At 69.6% G+C, this 26316-nt stretch carries 1 protein-coding gene; it reads right to left on the reverse strand.

Annotation, left to right across the window (positions count from 1 at the left end; genetic code table 11):
- Entirely contained in the window at nt 1–26085 is a 26085-nt protein-coding gene (locus IE269_RS09610; protein WP_189822397.1) for a DUF7927 domain-containing protein, read from the reverse strand.
- Nucleotides 26086–26316: the final 231 nt, after the last annotated feature.

Here is a 26316-nt window from a genome sequence, read left to right on the forward strand (position 1 = left end):
TCACGCACCCCCGTTGCGACGCCTGCGGGTGATCACGATCAGGCCACCTCCCAGGAGGAAGAGCATCGTGCCCGCCGCAGCCGCGGCCCCCGTGCGCCAGTCCAGGCCCGTGTGCGGGAGGGGTCCCGCCACCTGGCCCATCGAACCGGGCTTGCCCCCGCCGGGCTTGACCGGCTTGATGGGCTTGACCGGGACCTGGGTGATCCGGATCGCGGTCGAACAGGACTTGTCGCGCCCCGACTTCGGGCAGTTCGAGCCCGCCGTCGCCGACGCGTCGACCGTGTTCGTCAGGCGGCCGTCACCCGTGCGGGCTCCCACCACCGTCACCGGGTAGGTGACCGTCGCCGTCGCGCCGGCCGGGATGTCGCCCTTCCAGGACAGGACGGGGGCGGCGTACGAGACCTTGCCGGTCGTTGCCGTCACCGCACCCGGAACGAAGCGGACGTCGTCCAGGATCTCGCGGAGGTCGTCCGCGAAGCCCGCGCCCTCGTACACGCCGGTGCCCGAGTTCTTCATGGTCACCGTGTAGACGAGCTTGTCGCCCGGCTTGGGCTTCGCGGGGCCCGTCAGCTTCTTCACGAACTTCACCAGCGGGATCAGGACCTCGTCCGCGCACTCGGTCTCCACGCCCTTCTGCGCCTGGCAGTTGGACGCGTGCCCGATGACGTGCGCGTTCAGGTGGAGGTTGCCGCCCGGCGGGGTGTCAACCACCGCCGACCAGGTGATGGTCGCCGTCTCGCCGACCGGCAGGTCACCCGTCCAGGAGATGACGTCCTGCGGGGACGGCACCGCCCGGAGCTCCGGCGGGAGCTGCGAGCGCGAGACCCGCGACGCCGTTCCCTTGTCGGTGCGGACATCGTCCGCGACCGTCGCCGAGTCCATGACCTCGGCGAGGTCGATGTACGCCTTGGCCGCCGGGTAGGGCGCCGTGCCGGTGTTCTTCACGCGGGCCGTGTACTGGACGCGCTCGCCCGGCTTGGCGACCACGTGGTCGTCCACCAGGTCCACGTACAGCTTCGGGATTCCGCCGTCCTCGCCCTTGCCCGTGGAGCACTCCGGAGTCTCCTCGCCCGCCACGCAGTTGGAGCCGGGGTTGGTGGAGGTGATGGAGTTGGTGAGCTTGGCGTTGCCCTGCGGCGGGACGCCGACCGTCACCGAGTAGGTGATGACGACGGCCGTGGCGTCGCCGCCGTGCTTGACCGGGCCCGTCCAGGTCAGCTTCCCGGTGGCCGCATCGAAGACCGGGGCCGGTGCGCCGTCCGTGACGGTCAGGTCGTCGTTCCACTTCGCGTCGTCCAGGACGTCCGTGAGGTCGTCGGTGAAGTTGGCGTTGGGGAAGTCGGCGCGACCCGTGTTGAAGACCTTGATCGTGTAGGTCACCTTGTCGCCCGGCAGCGGGTTCTTCTTGTCGACCGACTTCTCGATGGCCGGGTTGGCGATCGGGACCTCGACGCCGCACTCGGCGCCGGGAGCGGTCTTGCGGCAGTTGGAGCCCGCGTTCTCGGAGAGGGCGGTGTTCTTCAGCAGCGACGTCGCGGTGCCCTTGGCCTTCTCCGGGACCTTCACCGAGTAGGTGACCTTCACCGTGCTGCGGGCCGGGACGTCGCCCTTCCAGGTCAACACCGGTGCCGCGTAGGCCAGTTCACCCGAGGTGGCCGCAGCGTCGTCGCGGTAGTCCGCGTCGGTGAGGACGGCGGTCAGGTCGTCCGTCACCGTGACGTTCTCGTAGGCCGCACCGCCGTCGTTGGCGATGAGGATCGTGTACGTCACCTCCGAGCCCGGTACCGCCTGCTCGTGGTCCGCGCTCTTCTTCACGTCGAGCCGCGGGAAGCCGCCCGACTCGTCGGGGCTCTTGGACCCGAAGGCGTTGCCGCACTCGGGGTTGGACGTACCCGACTTGCAGTTGGAGCCCGCGTTGTCCGAGACGATGCCGTTCAGCAGGCGTCCCGTGGCGCCCGGCTTCGGGCGGTCGTGGACGGTGACCGAGTAGGTGACGGTGACCGGGGTGCCGGCCGGGACGTCGCCCTTCCAGTTCAGCTTCTGCGAAGCCGCCTCGTAGGTCACGTCGCCGACCGTGGCCTTCGCGTCGTCGTTGTAGTCGGCGTCGCCGAGGACCTTGGTCAGGTCGTCCTCGAACTGCGCCGCCGGGTAGGCCGTCGAGCCGTCGTTGACGACCGTCACCGTGTACGTGACCTTCGCGCCCGGCAGCGGCTTGCGCGGGTCCATCTCCTTCCGGAAGCGGAGGTTCGGGTAGGTGACGGTGGTGGTGCAACCGGCCTTCGCAGTGCGGCAGTTGGAGCCGGGCTCCTGCGAGGTCACCGCGTTGACCAGCTTGCGGTCGGCGGTGGCCTTGGCGCGGGCCGGGTCCGGGATCCTCACCGCGTAGGTGAGGGTCACGGTGCCCTTGCCCGGCACGTCACCGGTCCAGTTCAGCTTCGTACCGGCGATGGCGGCCGCGCCCGTCGTGGCCTGCACGTCGCCCTCCAGAGCGGCGTCGTCCAGCACCTCCGCCAGGTCGTCCGTCAGGGAGTAGCCCTTGTACGTTCCCGCTCCGGCGTTGGTGAGGGTCAGCGTGTACTTCACCGTGTCGCCCGGCAGGGCCGTCGCCTTGTCCGCGGACTTGGCGAGGGTGACGTACGGAACGCCGGTCTCGTCCGGGTCGATCGCGCACGCGGGGTCGGTGGAGCCGAACTTGCAGGGCGAGCCCGGGAGTTCGGAGACGACCTTGTTGTTCATCACCTGGTCGCCGCCCGCCTTGGGCTGCGTCGGGATCTTCACCTGGTAGGTGATCTTCTTCTCCTCGCGGGGGGCGAAGTCGCCCGTCCACTTCAGGTCCGGAGAGGTGAAGTCCGCCTTGCCGCCCGCCTCGCCCGTCACGCCGACCCAGTCCGCGTCGTCCAGGACACCGGCCAGGCTGTCGCTGAACTCGGCCGCCGGGTAGGGCGCGTCGGCGTCGTTCTTCATGGTCACGGTGTACGTGACCGTGGCGCCCGGCAGGAGCGGGGTCGGGGCGGCCGTCTTGGTGATGACCAGCTTCGGGTCGGCGGGCGGCTGGCTGCCGCTCACGCAGGCCTTCTTGGAGTCGTCCGGGCACTGGTTGTCGGTGGGCACGGTCGCTGCCGAACCCGTCGACGTCCAGGCCTTGTTGACGAGCTTCTCGGTCTTCGAGGCGGCCGAGGTCGCCTTGACGGTCAGCACCAGCTCGGCGTCCGCGCCGCCGGCCAGCGTGCCCACGGTCCAGACCAGCGGACGGGCCGTCGAGTCGGCGACCGTACCGGCCGTGGGTGCCGCCTTGACGACCTCCACGCCCTCCGGCAGCGCGTCCGTGATCTCGATGCGCTCGGCCTTGTCCGCACCCGCCGCGTTGGCGATCTTCACCGTGTAGGTGAAGGGGACGCCGACCTGCGGCGCGGTCAGGCTCTGCTTCTTGGTGAGGGTGAGCTTGGGCTCGCCCACCTCGGAGCCGTCGCCGTCGGTGTCACAGACCTTGCCCGGGGTCGGGTCGTCCTTGCACTTGTTGTCCGGCGGGACGATCGGGTCGGGGCCCTCGGTCACCTCGGCGCTGTTCTTCAGCTTCTTGCCCTTGGCGGCCGACGTCACCTTGCCGGTGATCGTCAGCTCGGCCGTCGTACCGCCCTTGAGCAGCGGGATCTTCCAGACGACCGGATCCGCCTTGGCGGCCGACGTGCCCTCGGGCGCCTTGATGCCCAGCAGGTCCACGCCCTGCGGCAGCTTGTCCTCGATCTCCAGGTCCGAGGCGTCGGCGGTGCCGGTGTTCTCCGCCTTGAGGACGTACACCACCTGCTCGCCGACCTGCGGGTTCGCCGGGGTGGCCGTCTTCGTCAGCTTCCAGACCGGCTTGCCCGGAGGCGTCGCGTTCTCGCCGGAGCAGGCCTTCTTCGGGTCGTCGGAGCACTGGTTGGCGTCGGGCACCTTGGCTTCCGGGCCGGCCGAGGTCCAGGTCCGGTTGACGATCTTCTGGCTGACGTCGGCGTCCTGGCGGACCTTGACCCGTACCGTCAGCGTCGCCTCCTCGCCCGCGGGCAGAGCGCCCACGGTCCACACCAGCATCGGCTTGCCCGAGTCGTCGAGCGTGCCCTGCGACGGCGTGGTCGACACGAGGTCCACCCCGGCCGGGAGCTGGTCGGTTACCTCGACGCGCTTGGCGGCATCCGCACCCGCCGCGTTCGCGATCTTGATCGTGTACGTGAGGGTGTTGCCGATCTGCGCCTGGGCGGGCAGCTGGGTCTTGGTCAGGGTCAGCTTGGGCTCACCGACCTCGGAGCCGTCGCCGTCCGTGTCGCAGATCTTCCCGGGGTCCGGGTCGTTCTTGCAGCGGTTGTCCGGCGGGACGATCGGGGTCGAGCCCTCGGTCACCTCGGCCATGTTGCGCAGCTTCTTGCCCTTGGCACCCGCCGTGACGAGAGCCGTGATCTTCAGTTCCTCGGTGGCACCGGCCGCGAGCGTCGGGATCTTCCACACCACCGGGTCGGCCTTCTCCGCCGACGTACCGGCGGACGGAGCCACCGTGAGCAGCGTCAGCCCCTCCGGCAGATCGTCGGTGATCTCCAGGTCCTTGCCCTCGACGGTCCCGTTGTTGACGGCCTTGAGGGTGTACGTGACCTTCTCGCCGACCTGCGGGTCCTTCGGGTCCGCCGTCTTGGACAGGGTCCAGTCCGGGCGGCCCGGCAGCTCCGCCTGCTCGCCCGCACAGGCCTGCTGCGGGTTGTCGTCGCACTGGTTGGCCTTCGGGATCTCCGGCTGGGCGCCGGTCGACGTCCAGGCCCGGTTGACCACCTTGGCACTCGCGTCCTGGCGGACCTTGACGACGACGGTGAGCGTGCGCTCGCCGCCCGCCTCCAGGGTGCCGACGTTCCACACCAGCTTGGGCTTGCCGGTGGTGTCCACCGGGGCCGAGGTGTCCGAGGACACCGCGCGGACCAGGTCCACGCCGCCGGGCAGGAGGTCGGTGATCGTCACGCGCTCGGCCTTGTCCGCGCCGGCCGCGTTCACGATCTTCACCGCGTAGGTGAGGGTGTTGCCGACCTGCGGCTGGGCCGGGACCTGGGTCTTGGTCAGGGTGAGCTTGGGCTCGCCGACCTCGGAGCCGTCGCCGTCGGTGTCGCAGACCTTCCCGGGGGTCGGGTCGTCCTTGCACTTCTTGTCCGGCGGGACGATCGGGTCGGGACCCTCGGTCACCTCGGCCTGGTTGCGGAGCTTCTTGCCCTTCGCACCCGCCGTGACCAGCGCCGTGATCTTCAGCTCGGCACTCGTACCGGCCTTGAGCAGCGGCAGCTTCCAGATCACCGGGTCGGCCTTGGCGGCAGTCGTCCCGTTGGTCGCGTCCACGTCCTTGAGCTCAAGCCCGTCGGCCAGCTTGTCCTTGACCTCCAGGTCCACGGCGTCGACCGTGCCCGTGTTCTCGGCGGTCAGGGTGTAGACGACGGTCTCGCCGACCTGCGGGTTCGCCGGGGAGGCCGTCTTCGACAGCTTCCAGACCGGCTTGCCCGGAGGCGTCACGTCGTCCTCGTGACCGGCGCAGGCCTTGGTGGGCTCGCCCGGGCACTGGTTGGCGTCCGGCACGACCGCCTGCGAACCGGCGGACGTCCAGGTCTTGTTGACGACCTTCTGGATGGTGTCGGCGTCCTGCTTGACCTTGACCGTGACGGTCATCGTCGCCTCGGCGCCGCCCGCCAGGTCACCCACGTTCCAGACCAGCTTCGGCTTCCCTGCGGCATCCACCGTGCCCGCCGACGGGTCGGTCTTCACCAGCGCCACCCCTGCCGGGAGGACGTCGGTGATCTCGACGCGCTTGGCGGCATCCGCACCCGCCGCGTTCGCGATCTTCACCGTGTAGGTGAGGGTGTTGCCGATCTGCGGCTGCTTGGGCAGCTGCGTCTTGGTCAGCGTCAGCTTCGGCTCCTTGACCTCCGAGCCGTCGCCGTCGGTGTCGCAGACCTTCCCCGGAGTCGGGTCGTCCTTGCACTTGTTGTCCGGCGGGACGATCGGGTCGGGACCCTCCGTCACCTCCGCGGAGTTCTTCAGCTTGGTGCCCTTGGCACCGGCCGTGACCAGCGCGGTGAAGGTCAGCTCCTTGGTCTCGCCGGCGGCGAGCGTCGGGATCTGCCAGACGACCGGGTCGGCCTTGGGAGCCGTCGTACCGTCCGGGGCGTCGACCGTCAGCAGGTTCAGCCCGTTCGGGACGTCGTCCTTGATCTCCAGGGCCTTCGCGTCGACGGCACCGGTGTTGACCGCCTTCAGCGTGTACGTCACCACCTCGCCGACCTGCGGGTCCTTCGGGGAGGCCGTCTTGGACAGGGTCCAGGCGGGCTTGCCCGGCAGGTTCGCCTTGTCGCCGGAGCAGGCCTTGGTGGGCTCCCCGTCGCACTGGTTGGCGGCGGGCACCTTCGCCTCGGCACCGGCCGTGGTCCAGGTCTTGTTGACGATCTTCTGGGTGGTGTCGGCGTCCTGCCTGACCTTCACCGTGACCGTCATGGTCGCCTCGGCACCGGCGGCCAGGTCGCCGACGGTCCACTTCAGCGTGGGCTTCGCGGCGGAGTCGACCGTACCGACCGACGGCTCGACCTTGACCAGGTCAACTCCCGCCGGAAGAAGGTCCGTCACCTCCGACCGCTTGGCGGCATCCGCTCCCGCCGCATTCGCCAGCTTCACCGTGTAGGTCAGCGTGGTGCCGATCTGCGGGTCGGCCGGGAGCTGCGTCTTGGTCAGCGTGAGCTTGGGGTCCTTGGGCTCGTTGCCGTCGCCGTCCGTGTCGCAGACCTTCCCCGGAGTCGGGTCGTCCTTGCACTTGTTGTCCGGCGGGACGATCGGGTCGGGGCCCTCGGTCACCTCGGCGCTGTTCTTCAGCTTCTTGCCCTTGGCGGCCTCGGTCACCTTCGCGGTGATCTTCAGCTCCTTCGTCTCGCCGGCGGCGAGCGTCGGAATCTTCCACACCACCGGGTCCGCCTTCGGCGCGGTGGTCCCGGCCGGGGCGTCGACGGCGAGCAGGGTCAGGCCCTCGGGCAGGTCGTCCTTGATCTCCAGGTCCTTGCCCGGGACGGTCCCGGTGTTCACGGCCTTGAGGGTGTACGTCACGACCTCGCCGATCTGCGGCTCGGCCGGGGACGCGGACTTCGACAGCTGCCACTCCGGCTTCGCGGGCGGGTCGACCTTGTCGCCGGAGCAGGCCTTGGTGGGCTCGCCGTCGCACTGGTTGGCGGCGGGCACCTTGCCCTCCGCACCGGCCGAGGTCCACGTCTTGTTGACCAGCTTGTCGGCGGTGGAGGCGTCCTGCCTGACCTTCACCGTGACGGTCATCGTCGCCTCGGCACCGGCGGCCAGGTCACCGACGGTCCACTTCAGCGTGGGCTTCGCGGCGGAGTCGACCGTACCGACCGACGACTCGACCTTGACCAGGTCAACTCCCTCCGGAAGAAGGTCAGTCACCTCCGCGCGCTTGGCACCGTCCGCACCGGCCGCGTTGGCCAGCTTCACCGTGTACGTCAGCGTGTTGCCGACCTGCGCCTGCGCCGGGAGCTGCGTCTTGGTCAGGGTCAGCTTGGGCTCCTTGACCTCCGAGCCGTCGCCGTCCGTGTCACAGACCTTCGTCGGGTCGTCCTTGCACTTGTTCTCGTCCGGGATCTCGGGGTCGGGACCCTCGGTCACCTCGGCGGAGTTCTTGAGCTTCTTGCCCTTCGCGCCCGCCGTGACCTTGGCCGTGATGGTCAGGGTCTCGGTCGCGCCGACCGCGAGGGTCGGGATCTTCCAGACCACCGGGTCCGCCTTCTCGGCGCTGGTGCCGTCGGACGCCTTCACGTCCAGCAGGCTCAGCCCGGTGGGCAGCTTGTCGTTGATCTCCAGGTCCTTGCCCTCGACCGTGCCCTTGTTGACGGCCTTGAGGGTGTACGTCACCGTCTCGCCGACCTGCGGGTCCTTCGGGTCCGCCGTCTTGGACAGCTGCCAGTCGGGGCGGCCCGGAATGTCCGCGCCCTCGCCCGCACAGGCCTTCTTCGGGTCGTCGTCGCACTGGTTGGCCTTCGGGATCTCCGGCTGGGCGCCCGTGGACGTCCAGGCCCGGTTGACGACCTTGGCGCTGGCGTCCTGGCGGACCTTGACCGTGACGGTCAGGGTGCGCTCGGCGCCCGCGGCGAGGTCGCCGATGTTCCAGACCAGGCGCGGCTTGGCGGTCGTGTCGACCGGGTCGGTGGAGTCCGAGGACACCGCCGAGACCAGGTCCACGCCGGTCGGCAGCAGGTCGGTGATCTGGACGCGCTCGGCCTTGGAGGCGCCGGCCGCGTTCACGATCTTCACCGCGTAGGTGAGGGTGTTGCCGACCTGCGGCTGGGCCGGGACCTGGGTCTTGGTCAGGGTGAGCTTGGGCTCGCCGACCTCGCTGCCGTCGCCGTCCGTGTCACAGATCTTCCCCGGAGTCGGGTCGTCCTTGCACTTGTTCTCGTCCGGGATCTCGGGGTCGGGCCCCTCGGTCACCTCGGCCGCATTGCGGAGCTTCTTGCCCTTGGCACCCGCCGTGACGAGAGCCGTGATCTTCAGGGTGGCGGTCTTGCCCGCACCCAGCACCGGGATCTTCCAGATCACCGGGTCGGCTGCGGCGGCGGAGCCCTCGGTGGCCTCCGGGTCGCCGACGAGGGTCAGGCCCTCGGGCAGCTTGTCCTTGACCTCCAGGTCCTTGGCGTCGACCGTGCCGGTGTTCTTGGCCGTGAGGGTGTACACGACCTCCTCACCGACCTGCGGGTTCGCCGGGCTCGCGGTCTTCGCGAGGGACCAGGTCGGCTTGGCCGGCGGGTCCACCTTGTCGCCGGAGCAGGCCTTGTCGGCCTCGCCCGGGCACTGGTTGCCGGTCGGGATCTCGGGCTTGGCACCCGCCGTCGACCACGCCTTGTTGACGAGCTTTGCGGTGGTGGACGCGCCCTGCTTCACCTTGACGGTGACCGTCATGGTCGCGTCCGCACCGGCGGCCAGGTCGCCCACGGTCCACTTCAGCGACGGCCTGCCGGAGTCGTCCACGGCACCCGCACTCGCGGAAGCCCGTACGAACTCCACGTCCGCCGGAAGCAGATCCGCCAGCTCGATGCGCTTGGCGGCACTCGCGCCCGCCGCGTTCGCGATCTTCACCGTGTAGGTGAGGGTGTTGCCGACCTGCGGCTGGGCCGGGGACTGCTCCTTGGTCAGGGTGAGCTTGGGCTCGCCGACCTCGGACCCGTCGCCGTCGGTGTCACAGATCTTCTTCGGGTCGTCCTTGCACTTGCTCTCGTCCGGGATCTCGGGGTCGGGACCCTCGGTCACCTCCGCCGAATTGCGAAGCTTCGCGCCCTTGGCCGCCTCCGTCACCAGCGCGGTGATCTTCAGCTCCTTCGTCTCACCGGCGGCGAGCGTCGGAATCTTCCACACCACCGGGTCGGCCTTGGGAGCCGTCGTACCGGCCGGAGCGTCCACCGCCTGGAGCGTCAGCCCGTTCGGGACGTCGTCCTTGACCTCCAGGTCCTTGGCGTCCACGGACCCGGTGTTCTCGGCCTTCAGCGTGTAGACGACCGTCTCGCCGACCTGCGGCTCCTGCGGGGAGGCCGTCTTCGACAGCTTCCACTCGGGCTTCGCGGGCGGGTTGGCGCTCTCGCCGGAGCAGGCCTTGTCGGCCTCGCCGTCGCACTGGTTCGCCGGGTCGACGGCGGCCTTGGCGCCGTCCGTCGTCCACGCCTTGTTGATGAGCTTCTCGATGGTGGAGGCGTCCTGCTTGACCTTGACCGTGACCTTCATCGTGGCGTCCGCACCGGCGGCGAGGTTGCCGACCACCCAGACCAGGGGCGCGGAGGCCCGGTTGACCGTGCCGACCGACGGGTCGACGTCGACCAGCTGAACACCGTCCGGCAGCAGGTCGCTGACCTCGACGCGCTTGGCCGCGTCCGCGCCCGCCGCGTTCTCGATCTTCACCGTGTAGGTGAGCGTGTTGCCCACCTGCGGCTGTGCCGGGACCTGCGACTTGGACAGCTTCAGCTTCGGGTCCTTGGGCTCGGTCCCGTCGCCGTCGTCGCAGATCTGCCCCGGAATGACCTTCCCGTCGGCGTCCTTGCACTCGCTGCCCGGGTCGACGGTCGGGTTCGGACCCTCGGTGACCTTGGCGATGTTCTTGAGCTTCTTGCCCTTCGCGGCGGCGGTGACCGTGCCGTTCAGGGTGAGCGTGGCGGTGGTCTTCCCGTCGAGCGCGGGGATGTCCCACACGACCGGACCGGTGCCGGTCGCCGCGCCCGCCGTGGCGGTGGCCTTGTCGAGGCGCACGCCCGCCGGGAACACGTCCTCCAGCTTGAGGTCGGCGGCGGCGCCGTCCCCGGTGTTCTCGACCGTGATGACGTACACGACCGCTTCCCCGACCTGCGGGTCCTTCGGCGTGGCCGTCTTCTTCATCGTCAGCGTCGGGCTGGCGGGCGTCTTGTTGCCCGCACAGGCGTGCTGCGCGTTGTCGGAGCAGGCGTTACCGGCGAGCGGGGTCGCCACCGGACCGGCCGTCGAGTACGTACGGTTGGTCAACTCGTCGTCCAGCGAGACGTCCTGACGGACCTTCACCGTGACGGTGAGCTGCTTCGACCCCTTCGCAGGTACGGTGTCCGGCTTCCACTTGATGACCGGCGCACCGCTCACGTCCACCGCGTCCGACGAGTCCGAAGGCGTCGCGGACACGAGGTCCACGCCCACCGGCAGCCGGTCCAGGATCTCGGACCGCTTGGCGGCGTCGTCGCCGTCGTTCTTCAGCTCCAGTACGTAGGTGAGCGTGGAGCCCACCTGGGGCGTGCCCGGACGCTGGAGCTTGGAGAGGATCAGCTTCGGGTCCTTGGGCTCCCCGCCGTCGGTGTTGTCGCAGACCTTGCCGGGAATCGGCTGACCCTGCGCGTCCTTGCACTTGTTCTCGTCCGGGACCTCCGGCGTCGGCCCCTCGGTGAGGTCCGCGCCGTTGCGCAGCTTCTTGCCCTTGGCGCCCGCACCCACGAGCGCCTTGTACGTCAGCTTTGCCTCGGCACCGGCCGCGAGGGTCGGCACCTTCCACACGATCGGGTCGGCGGCGGTGGCCGTGCCGTTGGTGGCGGCCGGGGTGCCGACCAGGGTCAGGCCCTCGGGCAGGTCGTCCTTGACCTCCAGGTCCTTCGCGACGACCGTCCCGGTGTTCTTCATCGTCACCACGTACGTGACGGTCTCGCCGATCTGCGGGTCCTTCGGGTCCGCGGTCTTGGTCATCGACAGGGACGGCTTGGCCGGCGGCTGCGCGTCAGTACCCGAGCAGGCCTTGGTGGGCTCCCCGTCGCACTGGTTGGCGGCCGGGACCTTGCCCTCCGGACCGGCGCTGGTCCACGCCTTGTTGACGAGCTTCGCAGCCGTCGACGCGTCCTGCTTGACCTTCACGACCACCGTGAGGACCTTCTCCGTCCCCGGGTCGACCGCGCCGACCTTCCACACCAGCTTGCCGGACGCGTCCGGGGCCACGGTGGTGCCGGTCGGGGCGTCGGTCCGTACGACCTCGACACCCGCCGGGAGCTGGTCGGACAGCTCCACGCGCTTGGCCGGGTCGCCGTCGGCGGCGTTCTTGACCTTGACCGTGTAGGTGAGGGTCGAGCCGATCTGCGGCTGGGCCGGGGCCTGGGACTTCTCCACGGTCAGCTTGGGGGCGCCGGGGTTGTTGTCGGTCGAGTCGTCGCAGATCTCGTCGGCGACGACGTTGCCCTGGGCGTCCTTGCACTCCTTGCCCGGGTCGACGGTCGGGTTGGGGCCCTCCTTGACCTTGACCTTGTTCTTGACCGGCGCGGAGGCGCTGGTGACCTTGCCCTTGATGACCAGGGTGGCGGTCTCGTCCTTCTTCAGCGACGGGATCTTCCACACGGACGGGCGGGCGTTGGTGGCGGTGCCGAGGGCGTCCGGCGTCACGGACAGGATCTGCACCCCGGCCGGAACGGCGTCCTCGTACTCCAGGTCCTTGGCCTCCTGGTCACCGGTGTTCTTGACGGTGACCGTCCAGGTGACCTCCTCGCCGAGCTGCGGGTCGGTCGGGGACGCCTTCTTCTCCATCGTCAGCTTGGGCGCGGACGGCGGCTCGGAGTTCTCGCCGGAGCAGGCGCGGGTGGCGTCGGTGGTGCACTTGTTGGCGTCGGGAATGGCCGGGCGAGGCCCGCTCGTCTCCCAGACCTGGTTGACCAGCTTCTGCGTACCCGAGGAGTTCTGGTTCACCTTGGCGACGACGGTCAGCGTGGCCTTGCCGCCGTTGGCCGGGACCTCCCCGACCTTCCAGTGCAGAACCGGGTCGTCGCTGCGGTCGACGGTGCCGACGGTCGGCGTCGCCGAGACCAGGGTCATCCCGGCGGGCAGCTTGTCGTCCAGCGCGACCCGCTCGGCCTTGTCCGTACCGGAGTTGGCGACCTCGACGGTGTAGGTGACCGTCGAGCCGATCTGGGGCTGCTCGGGCGACTGCTTCTTGGTCAGGGTGAGCTTGGGCTCGCCAGGGTTGGTGCCGTCGCCGTCGTCGCAGATCTTGCCGGGGATCGGCCGGCCCTGGGCGTCCTTGCACTGGCTGGTCGGGTCGACGGTCGGGTCCGGACCGGCGGTGACGGTGGCGGTGTTCTTGAGCGCCTTGCCCTTCGCCGCCTCGGTGACCCGGCCGATGAGCTCCAGCGTCTTGGTCTCGCCCGCGCCGATCGTGGCGATCTTCCACTTCACCGGACGCGTCGCCTTGTCGGTGACGGTGGTGCCCGCGTCGGGGGTGGCCTCCTCCAGGGTGACGCCCTCGGGCAGGACGTCGGTGATCTCCAGGTCGGCGCCCGGGACGGTCCCGGTGTTCTCCATGGTGATCGTGTAGGTGACGCGCTCGCCGACCTGGGGGTTCTTCGGCGACGCGGTCTTCTTCATGCTCAGCTTCGGCTGGGCGAGGGTGTACGAGACCGCACACTCGGCCGCCGAAGTCCCGCCGGTCGCCGGGCAGTTGACGCCGACGTTCGTCGACGTAACAGCGTTCTTCAGGGTGAGGTCACCGCTCGGGGTGCCGTCGGCGGCACGCTTGCGGTTGGCCGGGATCTTCACCTCGTACGTGATCTCGGTCTTGCCGCCGGCCGGGACGGTCCCGGTCCAGTCGTAGCCGTCACCGGCGGCGTTGAGCAGCGCCGTGGTCGTGCCGTTGACCTTGAAGGAGTCCGCGACCACGTCGGCGTCGGTGAGGACGTCGCGCAGGTCGTCGTGGAGATTGGCCCCGGTGTAGTCGGCGGTGCCCTCGTTGGAGGCGGTCACGGTGTAGGTGACCGTGGTGCCGGGCGCCGGGTTCGCCGGGGAGACCTTCTTCGCCAGCTTCACCGTCGGGATCTGCACGGCGGTGCCGTAACCGCACTCGGGGTCGGTGGAGCTGGTGGTGCAGTTGGTGTCGTCGGAGGCGACGACGAAGTTGTCCAGCTTGTGGTCGTCGAAGCCGGTCGCCTTGACCGTCACCTCGTACGTGATGGTGAACTCGCCCCCGGCCGGGACGTCGCCGCGCCACTCGATCGCATGCGCGGTCGGCCGACCGCCGTCCACGTACCGGGCGGCCGGGGTGATGCCCGCCGTGGTGACGGACGAGGCGTCGATGACCGACTCGTCGACGACCTTGTTGAGCACGTCGAGGATCGTGGCGTCCGGGTAGGCGACCCGGCCCTCGTTCTTGACCTTGATCGTGTACGTGACCTTCTCGCCCGGCTTGGCGACCCGCTTGTCGGGGGTCTTCACGATGTGCAGCTTGGGCGCGTTGAGGTCGACCGTGCAGCCCGCGTCAGGGGAATCGACGGGGCAGTTCGTGCCGGTGGTGTCGGACTTGACCTTGTTGACCAGGTCGTTGTTGCCGATGCCGTCCTGCGGGAGGACCTTCATGGAGTAGGTGAGCGTGTACGTCTTGCCGCCCGGGACGTCACCGGTCCACTTCAGGGTCTTGGCGGCGGCGTCGTACGCCAGCGTCCCGACGTCCGCCCCGTCCTCGTCCACGATCTTGTGGTCGCCGGTGTAGGTGGCGTCGTCCACGACGTCTTCCAGCAGGTCGGTGATCTTCGCACCCGTGTAGGCGGCGGTGCCCGGGTTCTTGATCTCGACCTTGTAGTTGATGACCTTGCCCGCGGTCGCGTTGCCCGTCAGGTCGGTCGTCTTGTTGATCTGGAGCACCTGGACGGCGACGTCGACCTTGCAGTCGGGGCCGGGGGCGGCCACGTCGCAGTTGGAGCCCTTGTGGGCCATGGTGACGACGTTCTGGAGGGCGTCACCGCCGGTCGGCGGCTGGACCAGGGTCACCGGGTAGGTGAAGGTCTTCTTCTGGCCGGCCGGGACGTCCGAGGTCCAGGTGATCTTCTTGCCCGCCTGGTCGTAGACACCGGGGCTCGGCACGGTGCCGATCCGCGCGTCGTCCACCAGCGCCGACACGTCGTCCACGAGGACTGCGCCCGGCCAGTCCTCCGTGCCCGTGTTCTCGACCTCGATCGTGTAGTTGACGACCTCGCCGGGCTTCTCGGAGGCGGAGTCGGCCTTCTTCACGATCTTCAGGCGCGGGACCTTGGTGGTGGTGACGCAGGGGGCCGCGTCGGTGCAGTTCACACCGGGCGAGTCCGAGGTCACCTTGTTGACCAGCTTGGTGTCGGCCCCGGCGGTCGTGATCTTGTCGAGGACCACCTTGTACGTGACGACCTTCTGGCCGCCCGCCGGGACATCGCCCTCCCAAGTCACCTTGTTCGTACCGGCAGTCGCCCCACCGGTGACCGAGCCGGGCTGGAAGGTGCCGTCGTCGGCGACGCCCGTCAGGTCGTCGGTCATCTTCGCGCCGCGGTAGACCACCGCGCCGGTGTTCTTCATCGTCACCGTGTACGTCACGGTGTCGCCCGGCAGCGGCTTCGCCGGGGAGATCTTCTTCTCGATCTCCAGCGCGGCGGTGCCCAGCTCGACGGTGCAGTCCGCGTCGGTGGAACCCTGGCGGCAGTTGGAGCCCGCCGAGTCCTCGACCACGGTGTTCTTGACCTTGGCCCCTGCGGGCAGCGGGTCCTTGAGCTTCACCTTGTACGTGATGACCAGCGAGGCGGCCCCGACCGGAACCTCACCGTCCCACTTCAGGGTGGTGGTCCCGGCGTCGTACACCGGGTCCGGGGCGTCGGCCCCGCCCGCGAAGACGGCCTTCAGGTCGGTCGGCGCACCCGAGAGCACACCGGCCATCCCGGCCAGCGAGTCCCGGATCTCCGCCCCCGTGAAGGGAGTCGATCCCGAGTTCCCCACCGTGACGGTGTACGTCAGGGTGTCGCCCGGCTTCGGGGAGTCGTCGTCGGCCTTCTTCTTCAGGTCGATCCGCGCGACCTTGGTGGTCACGGCGCAGGGCCGCGAGGTCGGGCAGGAGGAGCCGGGGGCGGTGACGGCGACCTGGTTGTCCAGGATCTCGTCGGAGCCCGCGGGCTTGGTGAGCGGGATCTTCACGTCGTACGAGACGACGACCTTGCCGGGCTGCGCGAGCGTTCCGGCCGGGACGCTCCCGCTCCAGGTGAGCTTCTTCGTGCCGGCGTCGAAGGCGGTTCCGGTCGGCGAGACCCGGTTGGCCCAGGTCGCGGCGTCGAGAACGGCGGAGAGGTCGTCGTTCAGGGCGGCGGCGGCCGGGGCGGCGCCCGTGTTCTCCATGGTCACCGTGTAGGTGACCGTGTCCCCGGGCTTGGCGACGGCCTTGCTGACGGCCTTGGTGACCTTCACCGAGCCGTATGCGTGCTTGGTCTTGCACTGGTCGTCGGCCGACCCGGCGGCACAGTTCGACCCGGAGTTCGGGACGACGACGGTGTTCTCCAGCGTGCCGTCGGCGGTCGCCTTGGGCGTGGTCGGGACGGTCGCCGTGTACCGGATCTCGACGGAACCGGCCTTCGGCACCGTCCCCTTCCAGGACAGCTTGCCGTTCTCGATCTTCGCCCCGTTGGCTCCGGTCGGCGAGACGACCGTCAGGTCGTCCGCGTCCTTGGCCAGGTCGGCCAGGTCGTCGTTGACCTGGACGTCCGGGTAGTCGGCCGTACCGGCGTTCGTGAGCGTGACGACGTACGTGTACGGAGCGCCCGGCACGGGCTCGCCGACGCCCGCCTTCTTCACCTGGAGCTCGGCGATACCGGCGTTCTCACCGGGCTGGCCGGTGCCGCCGGTGCCACAGTTCGGCTCGGTGCCGAGGAGGCACTCGCTGCCGGGGGTGCTGGAGGTGACGGCGTTCTTGAGCTGCTTGTCGCCGGTGGTGGGCAGCGGCGAGGGCAGCGTGACCTTATACGTCACGACGGTCTCGCCGACCGGGAGATTCCCGGTCCAATTCAGCTTCTTCGTAACGGAGTTGTATGCGGGGGCGGTCAGCCCGCCCGTGATGGTGATGTCCTTCGGCCCTCCGGGGGCGTCGTCCACGACGCCCGACAGGTCGTCGGAGAAGGTCGCGCCCGGGTAGGGCTGGGACCCGTTGTTCTTCATGGTGATGGTGTAGGTGATCGTCTCGCCGGCCTTCGGCTTGACGTTGTCGACGGACTTGGCGATGTCGAAGGTCGGCAGACCACCGGTCGCGTCGTCGTCACCGGTCGAACAGTCGGCGTCCGTGGACCCGCTGTCACAGTTGGAAGCGACGGCCAGAAGCTTGTTGTTGAGCTTCTTGTTGCCGCCGGGGCGGGTGTTGACGGTGACGGAGTAGGTGAACTCCATCTCCTCGCCCGCGCCCAGGTCGCCCTTCCACTTGATGTTGTCGGCACCGGCGGTGAGGGTCCCGCGCGGGCCCTTCGTGACGGCCTGGTCGCCGTTGAGCCGGGCGTCGTCCACGACGTCCGCGAGGTTGTCGGTGATCTCCGCGCCGGGGAATCCGGCCGTGCCTTCGTTCTTCGCCGTGATCTTGTACGTGATCCGGCCGCCCGGCACCATGTCGCCGCTGACCTTGGTCTTCTTCAGCTTGAGGTTGGGCAGAGGGGTCCGGACCTTGCAGGCTGGATCGGTGCTGCCGGTCTGGCAGTTGGAGCCGTCGGTCTCGGACGTGAGGGTGTTCTCCAGGACGTGGTCACCTGCGCTGGTGACCTTCACCTTGATCGCGAACTTGGCCTCCGCGCCGGCTGCCAGATCACCCTTCCAGGTCACCTTGTTGCCGTCGCGGGCGACGGTACCGCCGCCGGAGACGATGTTCTCGCTGACGTAGGTGGCGTCGTCCAGGACACCGGCGAGGCCGTCCGCGACCTCGACGCCGGTCTTGGCGGTGCGGCCCGCGTTCTTCACGGTCACCGTGTAGGTGACGGTGTCGCCCGGCTTGGGCGCGGTGTTGTCGATGGCCTTGCTGATCTGGAGCAGGGGCTCCTGAATGGTCAGCGGGTGGTCCTCGACCTCGCCGCCGCCGGCGTGCTTGCCGGTCGGCTTCGGGTCGGCGACCTCCGCGTCGTACAGCCGGACACGCACGAAGGAAGCACCCGCGGTCGGACGTGCGCCCGCCCGCAGCTTCCCGGCCCGCTTGTCCCGCTCGTACGCCTTCTGCTGCGCGACCAGCAACTTCATGGCCCGGGTGTTCTGCACACCCGTCCACTTGAGCTGAACGGTCTTGTCCCCGGCGTCGACGTCCTGCTTGACGCGCTCGCCGTCGTCGAAGGTGCCGTTGACGTTCCAGTCGACCCAGCCCGCGACGGTGACCTTCTTGCCGGTGGTGTTCTTCACGACCACCGGGACGGTGTAGTCCTTCGCGGTCACGTCGACGTCGGGCAGGGTCACGCCGTCGTCGAAGGTGTCCTTGGTGCCGTCCAGCGGCTGCCGGGCGTCCGCCTCCAGGGACTCGTCAGCGCCGATGCGCAGGCCGTCGATGCGCTTGTGCGCGGCACCGCCGCTGTCCGAGTCGGTCTTGTACGTGTCGGGGGCATCACCGAAGTCGAGCGCCTGGAGGCAGCCCATGCCGTCGACGACGTTCAGTCCGGCCGGGAGCTGGCCGACGAGCTGCCGGGTCCTGCTCCAGGGATTCACCGGACGGGCCTTGGTGGAGTCCGTCAGGTCCAGCGACCACACGTTCTGCGGCGACTGGGAGTCGATCACGTAGAAGGTGCCCTCGCTGTCGAAGAACGAGGCGACGTACTGGGAACTGTTGAAGCCGGAGCCGTAGTTGAAAGCACCCGTGTCGGCGTCGACGGTGAAGGAGTTGCCGTTGTCCGTGACGGACATCAAGCGTCCGTCACGCGGGTGGAAGGCCCAGTCCCGGATGCCGCTGACGTTGCTGCCGAGTGTCACGGGAGTCAGGACCTTGCCGATCGGCCCCGCACCCGGATCCAGGTTGATCTTCTGGAACGGGATGCTGCCGCCTGCGGAGGGGAAGACGATCAGCTGTCCGCCGTCCGGCGAGACCGCGCCCGCGGTGTACGGCGTGCGCGGCAGCACCGACGACAGCGCGATCTCCCGCACGATGCCCGTGTCCGGGTCGATCTGGAGCAGGGTGGTGCCGGACGCCGGAGCCGTGGACGGCAGTGCGTAGATCTTTCCGTCCAGCGAGCTGAGTGCGGCCGCGTCGAACCCACCCGGGTAGCCGCTCGCGTAGGCGGCTCCGGCGTCGCTCTTCAGCGGCACCTCGGTCTTGCTCCCGAGCAGCGGGTTGAAGCGGAGGAGCTTGGTGGGGTTGGCCCCCGACGCCAGATAGGCGGTGGACCGGCAGATGTCCCGGTCGGTGCGGATCAGCACCGGGTGGTCCTCCACCTCACCGCCCCGTGCGTACGCGCCCTTGGGGCTCGGGTCGGCGACCTCGCCCTCGTACAGCCGGAAGCGGGAGTACGTGGCCCTGCCCGCCTGGAGTCCGGACAGACCCGTCCACCTGAGCGTCGCGGAGGTGGCCCCGGCCGCAACCTCGGCGGTCTTCCGCTCGCCGTCCTCGAAGGTGCCGTTGGCGTTGAAGTCGACCCAGCCCGCCAGGGTGGCCTTGGCGCCGGTCGTGTTCCTCACCGTGACCGGGACCTCGTACGTCGTGTCGCCCGCCTTCAGCGGCGGCAGCGTCACCCCGTCGTCATAGGTGTCGCCGAAGCCGTCCAGCTCGGTCGCGCCGACCGTCTTGCGGGCGTCCGACTCGACGGACACCTTGGCACCGATGGTCAGCCCGGGGTCAGTGGCGTGGCTGGGCCCGCCCTTCGCGGCACTCGTGGAGTACGAGTCCGGGGCGTCGCCGTAGTCGGCCACCTTCAGGCAGCCGCCCGCGTCGGTGATCTGCTGCTGCACCGGCACCGTGGACATCGGCTGCCTGTCGTGGGTCACGGTGTTCACGTCGATCAGCGCGCCCGGCCTGGAGGCGGTCAGGTCGACCTGGAAGACCTTGCCGGGGGTGCTGTTGTCGACGCCGTAGAGGTTGCCGTAGCTGTCGAAGAACACGCCCCGGTACTGGGCCCCGGGCAGCATCGCGCTGGTCTGCCGGTTCGCGGTCGCGGTGTCCGGGTCGACCCGGACCAGCCGGCCGTCGGTGGCCAGGCTGTAGAGCTTGCCGTCGATCGGGTGGAAGGCCCAGTCGTAGAGCCCGTTGCCGGTGCTGACGGTGAACTGCCCGACCCGCTTGCCGACGGGACCGGCCGACGGGTCGATGTTGATGATGAAGGTCGGGTAGGAGGAGTTGTACTGCACGTACAGCTTGGTGCCGTCCGGGGAGACCGCGCCGATGTCGTAGGCGGCGGACCCGATGTTCTGGAGCGCGGGGTCGAGGTCGTGCTGGGTGATGCCGCCCGCCGGGTCGATCTCGATCAGCTTGGTGTAGCGGTCGGTGCCGATCGCCGTTCCGTAGATGTGGCCGTTGAGGCTGGAGACCCCGATGCCGTCGTAGCCCTGCGCCCGCGTGGTGTTGTCGATCTTCGTGGCCTGACCGGTGAGCGGGTCGAACCGGTAGAGGTCGGTGGGGCCGTTGCCCACCGAGGTGAAGACGGAGCTGGAGCAGTTGTCGTCTGCCGGGATGCGGATCACCAGCGGGTGGTCCTCGACCTCGCCGCCGCGGGTGTACTCGCCCGAGGGCTGCGGATCGGCGACCGCGCCGGAGTACAGCCGGAAGCGGGAGTAGGTCGACGCGCCCTTCTTGAGCCCGGACAGACCGGTCCACTTGAGCGTCACCGACGTCGTGGACGCGGTGACGTTGGCGGTCTGCCGCTCGCCGTCCTCGAAGGTCCCGTTGACGTTGAAGTCGACCCAACCGGCAAGCGTTCCGGACCTGTTGGTGGAGTTGTCGATGGGCAGTGTCACCTCGTAGGAGGTGTCCGTCGAGGTGAGGTCCGGCATCCGCCGGAGGGCGTCCTCGTCGTCGCGCTCCGTCTCGTCGTCGCCGAAGCCGTTCAGGTTGCCCGCCGCGTCGGGTTCGTCGTCGGAGTCGACGCCCAGCTCGTACCCGCGCCGGATGATGTGGCTCGCGCCGTCCGACGCCTTCTTGGTCTTGTACGAGTCGGGGGCGTCGCCGAAGTCGCGGGCGATGATGCAGCCCGCGCCGTCGCCGCCGGTGAGGCCGCCGACGTTGCCGATGCGGACGTCGCCGATGTACTTCGCGAGGCCGTTCTCCATGGTGGAGAGGTCGACCTTGATGATGTACGCCGAGCCGGTCGCGTAGAGGTTTCCGGCCCCGTCGAAGGCGACGCCGTTGAAGTACGAGGAGCGGTTGCCGGAGGTGATCTGTCCGGCCTCGGCCATCGCGCCGGTCGTCGGGTTGATCCGGTAGATCTTGCCGTCGTTGTTGCCGATGCCGTAGAGCTGCCCGTCGCCCGGGTGCACGTCGAAGTCGTAGAAGGCGGAGGAGCCCGTGGTCAGGTCGGGGAGCCTGCGCGGCTTGTCCGGGTCGGTCATGTCGACGACCTGGATGGTCGTGCCGTTGTTGACCCGCAGGTAGAAGCGGGACCCGTCGAGGCTCATGGCGCCCTGTGCGCTGGAACCGGCGGAGGGCAGGCCGCCCGCGACCGGCAGGCTGGTGGCCGCACCCGTCGCCGGGTCGACCCGCACCATGGTGTTCGCAGAGGACTGCGCGGTGGCGTACAGCTTGCCGTCGACGCGGTTGTAGGCCAGCGCGTCGTACTTGGGGGTGGCCGCCGCCCCGATGTTCGTACGGACACCGTTCGCCCGGTTCACGGACGCGAGCTGGGTGCCGCTGCCGCCGTCACCCGAGTAGTACATGACGTCGTTGCACTTGTCGGCCGGGCCGATGATGAACACCGGGTGGTCCTCGACCTCACCGGCCTTGGCGTTCGCGCCAGCGGGCTGCGGGTCGGCCTCGGTGCCCTCGTAGAGGCGGAAGCGGGTGTACGTGTAGGTGTTGGCCCGCAGTCCGGACAGACCGGTCCACTTGAGCGTCGCGGAGGTGTCACCGTTCTTCACGGTGGCCTTCTTCAGCTCGCCCGCCTCGAAGGACCCGTTGCCGTTGACGTCCAGCCATCCGGCGAGCGTCGCGTCCGCGCCCGTCGTGTTGGCGGTGGTGAGCTTGACCTCGTAGTCGGCGTCGGTGGAGTGCAGCACCGGCATTCCGCCGGTCGGCCCGTCGTCCGCGCTGTCGCCCGTGCCGTCGTACTCGCCGCCCGCGCTCTTGCGGGCGTCCAGCTCGGCGGTGACGTCGGCGCCCAGGCGCAGCTTGGTGCTGTAGGCGTGCTCCGGGCCGCCCGCGCCGTGGGTGGTCTTGTACCTGTCGGGGGCGTCGCCGAAGTCGGTGGCGAGGATGCAGCCCGCGAGGTCGTTCTCGGAGAGGGCCTTGGTCATGGACAGGACCTGGGTGTCGCCCCTGACGTAGTCCGAGCCCGACTTCTTCGTCAGGTCGGTCTGGGTGAAGCGGCCCTCGGTGCCGACCATGTAGAGGTTGCCGATGGAGTCGAAGACCGCACCGGGCTGGCTCTGCGTGACGCCGGTCGCCCCGAGGTTCGCGCCGGTCACTCCGGGGCTGGTGGCCCGCCAGAGGCTGGCGCCGTCCGAGCCGTAGAAGGCGTTGTCGCCGGGGTGCAGGGCGAAGTCGTAGAGCCCCGAGCCGGTGGAGAGCTGCGGCTTGAGGACGGGTGCGCTCGGGTTGCTGAAGTCGATGACCTGGATGCGGGCGGAGGCGCCGCGCGCCGAGGTGTAGTACGTCTTGCCGTCCGCGGCGAACGCGCCCTGGACGTAACCCTCCCCGGGCGGGGCGGGCAGAGTGATCGGGGTGTCCTTGAGCGCCCCGTCGTCGGGGTTGATGGTGAACACCCGGTACGGAGGCGTCCGTTGCACCGCGACCAGCAGCCCGCTGGCGGAGCCGTAGCCGAGCCCGTTGAAGAACTCCCCGCTGGCAGCACCCTTGTAGGTCAGGGGGACGGGCGTGGTGGCCCCGGTGGTCGGGTTGACGGTGAACAGCTTGGTCGCGCCGCCGCTGGTCTCCGAACCGGACAGGTAGACGGTGTTGTTGCAGCCCCCGTCGGGGTTGCCGAGGAAGACCGGGTGGTCCTCCACCTCACCGGCCTTGGCGTACGCGCCCGACGGCTGCGGGTCGGCGACCGTGTCCTCGTACAGCCGGAAACGGGCGTACGTCCGCCCGCGCTTCCCGGAGGCCGGGAGGTTCCAGGTCAGCTTGGCGGAGGTGTCCCCCGCCCTGACGGCGGCGGTCTGCCGCTCGCTCGCCTCGAAAGTGCCGTTGCCATTGATGTCGATCCAACCGGCAAGCGTGGCTGCCTTGTTGGTGGCAAGGGAGAGGTTCGCCTCGTACGCGCTGCCCAGGTTGCCGACGGGCATGGAGACCCCGTCGCCGAACGCGTCGTCGAAGGTGTCGGAGGTGCCGTCGAGGGAAGCGGCCGCGCCCGCCGAGTCGGTGGAGCGGCGGGTGTCCGGCTCGACGGAGAGCTTCGCGCCGAGACGCATGCCCGGGTCGTACTTGTGCGACGGACCGTCCGAGGCCCCGAGGGTGTCGTACGAGTCGGGGCTGTCGCCGAAGTCCAGTGCCCGCAGGCAACCGCCCGCGTCGCTCACCGTGACACCGGCAGGGATGGTGCCGAAGGGGACGGAGACGGCGGACACCGTTTTGATGTCGATGGGCGAGGCCTGCGTGGACCCGGTCAGGTCGAGCACCCAGATCTTCTGCGGATCCTGGCTGTTGACCGCGTAGAGGTTCCCCACCTCGTCGAAGAACTGGCCGTAGTAGCGGATGTCGGACCCGTTGATCTTCGGCGAGGCGTACGAGTACCGCTTGGCGGCCATGTCGTACCGCATGAGGTAGCCGCTCTTGCCCACCCCGTACAGGATGCCGTCCTTGGGGTGGAAGGCGAAGTCGTAGGGGAGGTCGCTGTCGTCCTCCGGCGGGTTCCACTCGTCGATGACCTGGCCGATCGCACCCCGGGAGGGATCCAGGTTGATGGTGTACAGCGGGCGGGTCTCGGTGACGTAGACGACCAGCTTGTCGCCCTCGGGGGTCACCGCGCCCACGTCGTAACCCGGGCTGCCCAGCAACGGCTTGGACAGGGTGTACGTCTTGACCGGCACGGCGCCCGTCGGGTCGACCTCCACCAGCTTGTCCAGGCTCCCCCGCTGGATTCCGTACACCTTGCCGCTGAGCTGGCTGTAGCCGATCGCGTCGTACCCGGCGGCGAGGGTGCTGTTGGGGATGGCGGCGGACACCTTGCCGGTGGCGGGCTCGAAGCGGCGCAGGTCGGAGGGGCCCACGCCATTGACCACATAGACGTGGGGGAGGCAGCGGTCGTCCGCGCTCGCCCGCACGCTGACCCGGTAGTCCTCCGCCTCCCCGATCCCGTCGGAGGCGGTCGCGGGCTTCGGGTCGGTCACGGCCGCCCGGTTGCTGTCGCCGGAGTACAGCCGCAGCCGTACGCGGACCAGCTTGCCGGTGGTGATCCCGGTCAGCCCCGTCCACTCCAGCTTCGCCGAGGTCGCCCCGGCCGCGACGGTCGCGGTGGTGCGCTCGCCGTCCTCGAAGGTGCCGTTGGCGTTGAAGTCGGCCCAGCCCGCGAGGGTGGCGGCGGCGCCGGTGTCGTTCGTCGTCTTCACGTCGACGGCGTACTTCGTGGCACCCGACTCCAGCGCGGGCAGACGTCCGCCCTCGACGCCGTCGTCACTCGGCCCACCGGTGGTGTCCAGGTCCTGCGGCTCGCCGCCCCCGTCCAGGGACTTGACCGGACCCCGCGAGGAGAACACCTTGGCGCCGAGCTTCAGCTTCTCGTCGGCGTAGTGGGAGGCGACACCGAGCGGCCCGTCCGCGTACGTACGGGCGATCAGGCAGCCCGCGCCCTCGGCGCTCGCGCCCGCGGGCATCTCGGTGACCTTGATGGCCTTGGCCATCCCGGCTTCCCACATGTAGACCGACGCCGGGTTCTTGTCCGTGGCGGCGTACATGGTGCCGTGGCTGTCGAACCACATGGAGTCGTAGTTGCCGACCCCGCTCGGGAAGGGCACGGCGGCGGTGGCGATGGTCTTGGCGGCCAGGTCGGCGCGGTAGACATAGCCGTTGTCGCGGACCTTGATGTACAGCTTGCCGTCGACCGGGTTCATGGCCATGGCGCTGCTGTTGCCGGTGTTGGTCGGCGCCTCGAAGTCGCTGACCGTCTTGCCGAAGTCGGCGCTGGTCGCGTCCACGTTGATCGTGACGATCTTCGCGTTGGGCTGGGGCAGCGCGACGTAGAGCTTGGTGCCGTCGGTGGAGACCGCGCCGATGGGGTACTTCCCGGCCGGGAGCGCCGGGTCCAACGGCATCGCGCGGGTGACCTTGGTGCTCGGGTCGGTGTCGAAGAGCTGGGGGCTGTCGGTGTTGCTGACGCCGTAAAGGTGCCCGTTGACCGCGCTGAAGCCGTACGTCACGGAGGTCTGGCCGCCGGCGACGTTCGGCGCGAGGTCCTTCTGTGCGCCCGTGTAGAGGTCGACGGTCCGCAGCGGGGCGTTGGTGGCGGTGCCGTAGCTGAGGTAGGCGGTGTCGTCGCAGTAGGGGTCACCGGCGGCACGGTTGCGGCCGGCGGCGAAGATCAGGTCGGCGGCGCGCTCGCCGCCGACGGTGTGGTGCTTGACCCAGTTCTTGCGCGGGAGCTGCCCGGTGTAGGAGACGGTCGCGGTGTAGGCGGCCGTGCAGGCACCGCCGCCCGTGACGATGGCGTCCCGTGAACTCCCGTTCAGCCACGACAAGTTGAGGGCACACGTGTTCCCCGGAGCGGGTGCGATCCTCTCGACCCGTCCGGGGACGCCACCGCCTTCGATCCGGTCCCGCAGATCGTCCTTGGCGGGACCGCCGGGCAGCTTGGCAGCGACCTTGATCTCGTACGAGGGAGCCCTGGCCCCACCGCGCGGCCCGCTCACCGTCGTCCCGGCGCGGGCGGCGCGGGCGATGGCGGTGGGGGTGGCGGCCGGGTTGGTCGGGGTCGGCCGGAGCGCGGGCGGGGTGGTGCGGGCGGGGGTGCCGGTGGGCTCGGGGTGACCCGAACTGCTGGTCGCGGACGGGGACTTGGAGGGAGTCTGCTTCTCGGCGGCCTTCTCCGCACTGGGCGTCGCGGACGGCGACGCCTTCGCCTTCAGGGCGCGCTCGACGGCCTTGCAGTCACCGGCGGTGGTCTGCTCGTACCGGTTGACCAGCGAGCCGTCCCCGCTCGCCTTCTTGTCCAGCTTCACCTGGTACGTGACGACTTCCATCGCCCCGGGCTCCAGGTCCCCCGACCAGTGCACCCGCGGACGGACGTAGGTGGGCGTCCCGGTGACGGCCCTCGGCTTGCCGACCAGCTCGGCGTCGTCGAGGACGCCGGAGAGGTTGTCGGCGAAGGCGGCCCCCTCCGCCTTCGCGCCGCCGTCGTTCCGCACGGTCACGGTGTACGTCACCGTGTCGCCCGGGTTCGGGGCGCTGGGCGTCGACTCCCGCGTGTACGTGATCTTCGGCCCGCCCTCGACGCCCTCGCACTCGGCGGTCGTCACGGCGCCGGGCCGCAGGGCCTCGGCGGAGGCGACCGTGCCGGACAGCATGCCGAAGCTCATCCCGTTGACCAGCAGCAGGACGAGCGGCATGCGGGCGTTGCGGGCACTGGTGGCGGCGCGCAGGAACCGGGTGAAGCGCCCCGGCGGCGATGCCGGGGGCATCGACTCGACCGTCGGCACGTAGTTCTCGTCGTCGCTCATCGCGTTGTCGACCGATCTCACAGCTGGCTCGATTTCTTCGGATTCTTCGGGGCGGGGTCTGCGGGGAACTGAGGGGCCGTCACATCCGTTGGATGCAGGCCCGGTTCAGGCCCCGCCCGGTGAAGCGGGACGAAATGGCGCGCGCTGGGCGGCCTGGCCGTGGGGGTGGTGGCAGCGGGCAGCGCGGAGTGCGGCGAGGGCACGTCGACGACGTGCACCTCCCGCACCGCGCGTGCTCGGACTGCCCTGCGC

Source organism: Streptomyces spiroverticillatus, assembly GCA_014650415.1.
GTDB classification, from domain to species: Bacteria; Actinomycetota; Actinomycetes; order Streptomycetales; family Streptomycetaceae; genus Streptomyces; species Streptomyces spiroverticillatus.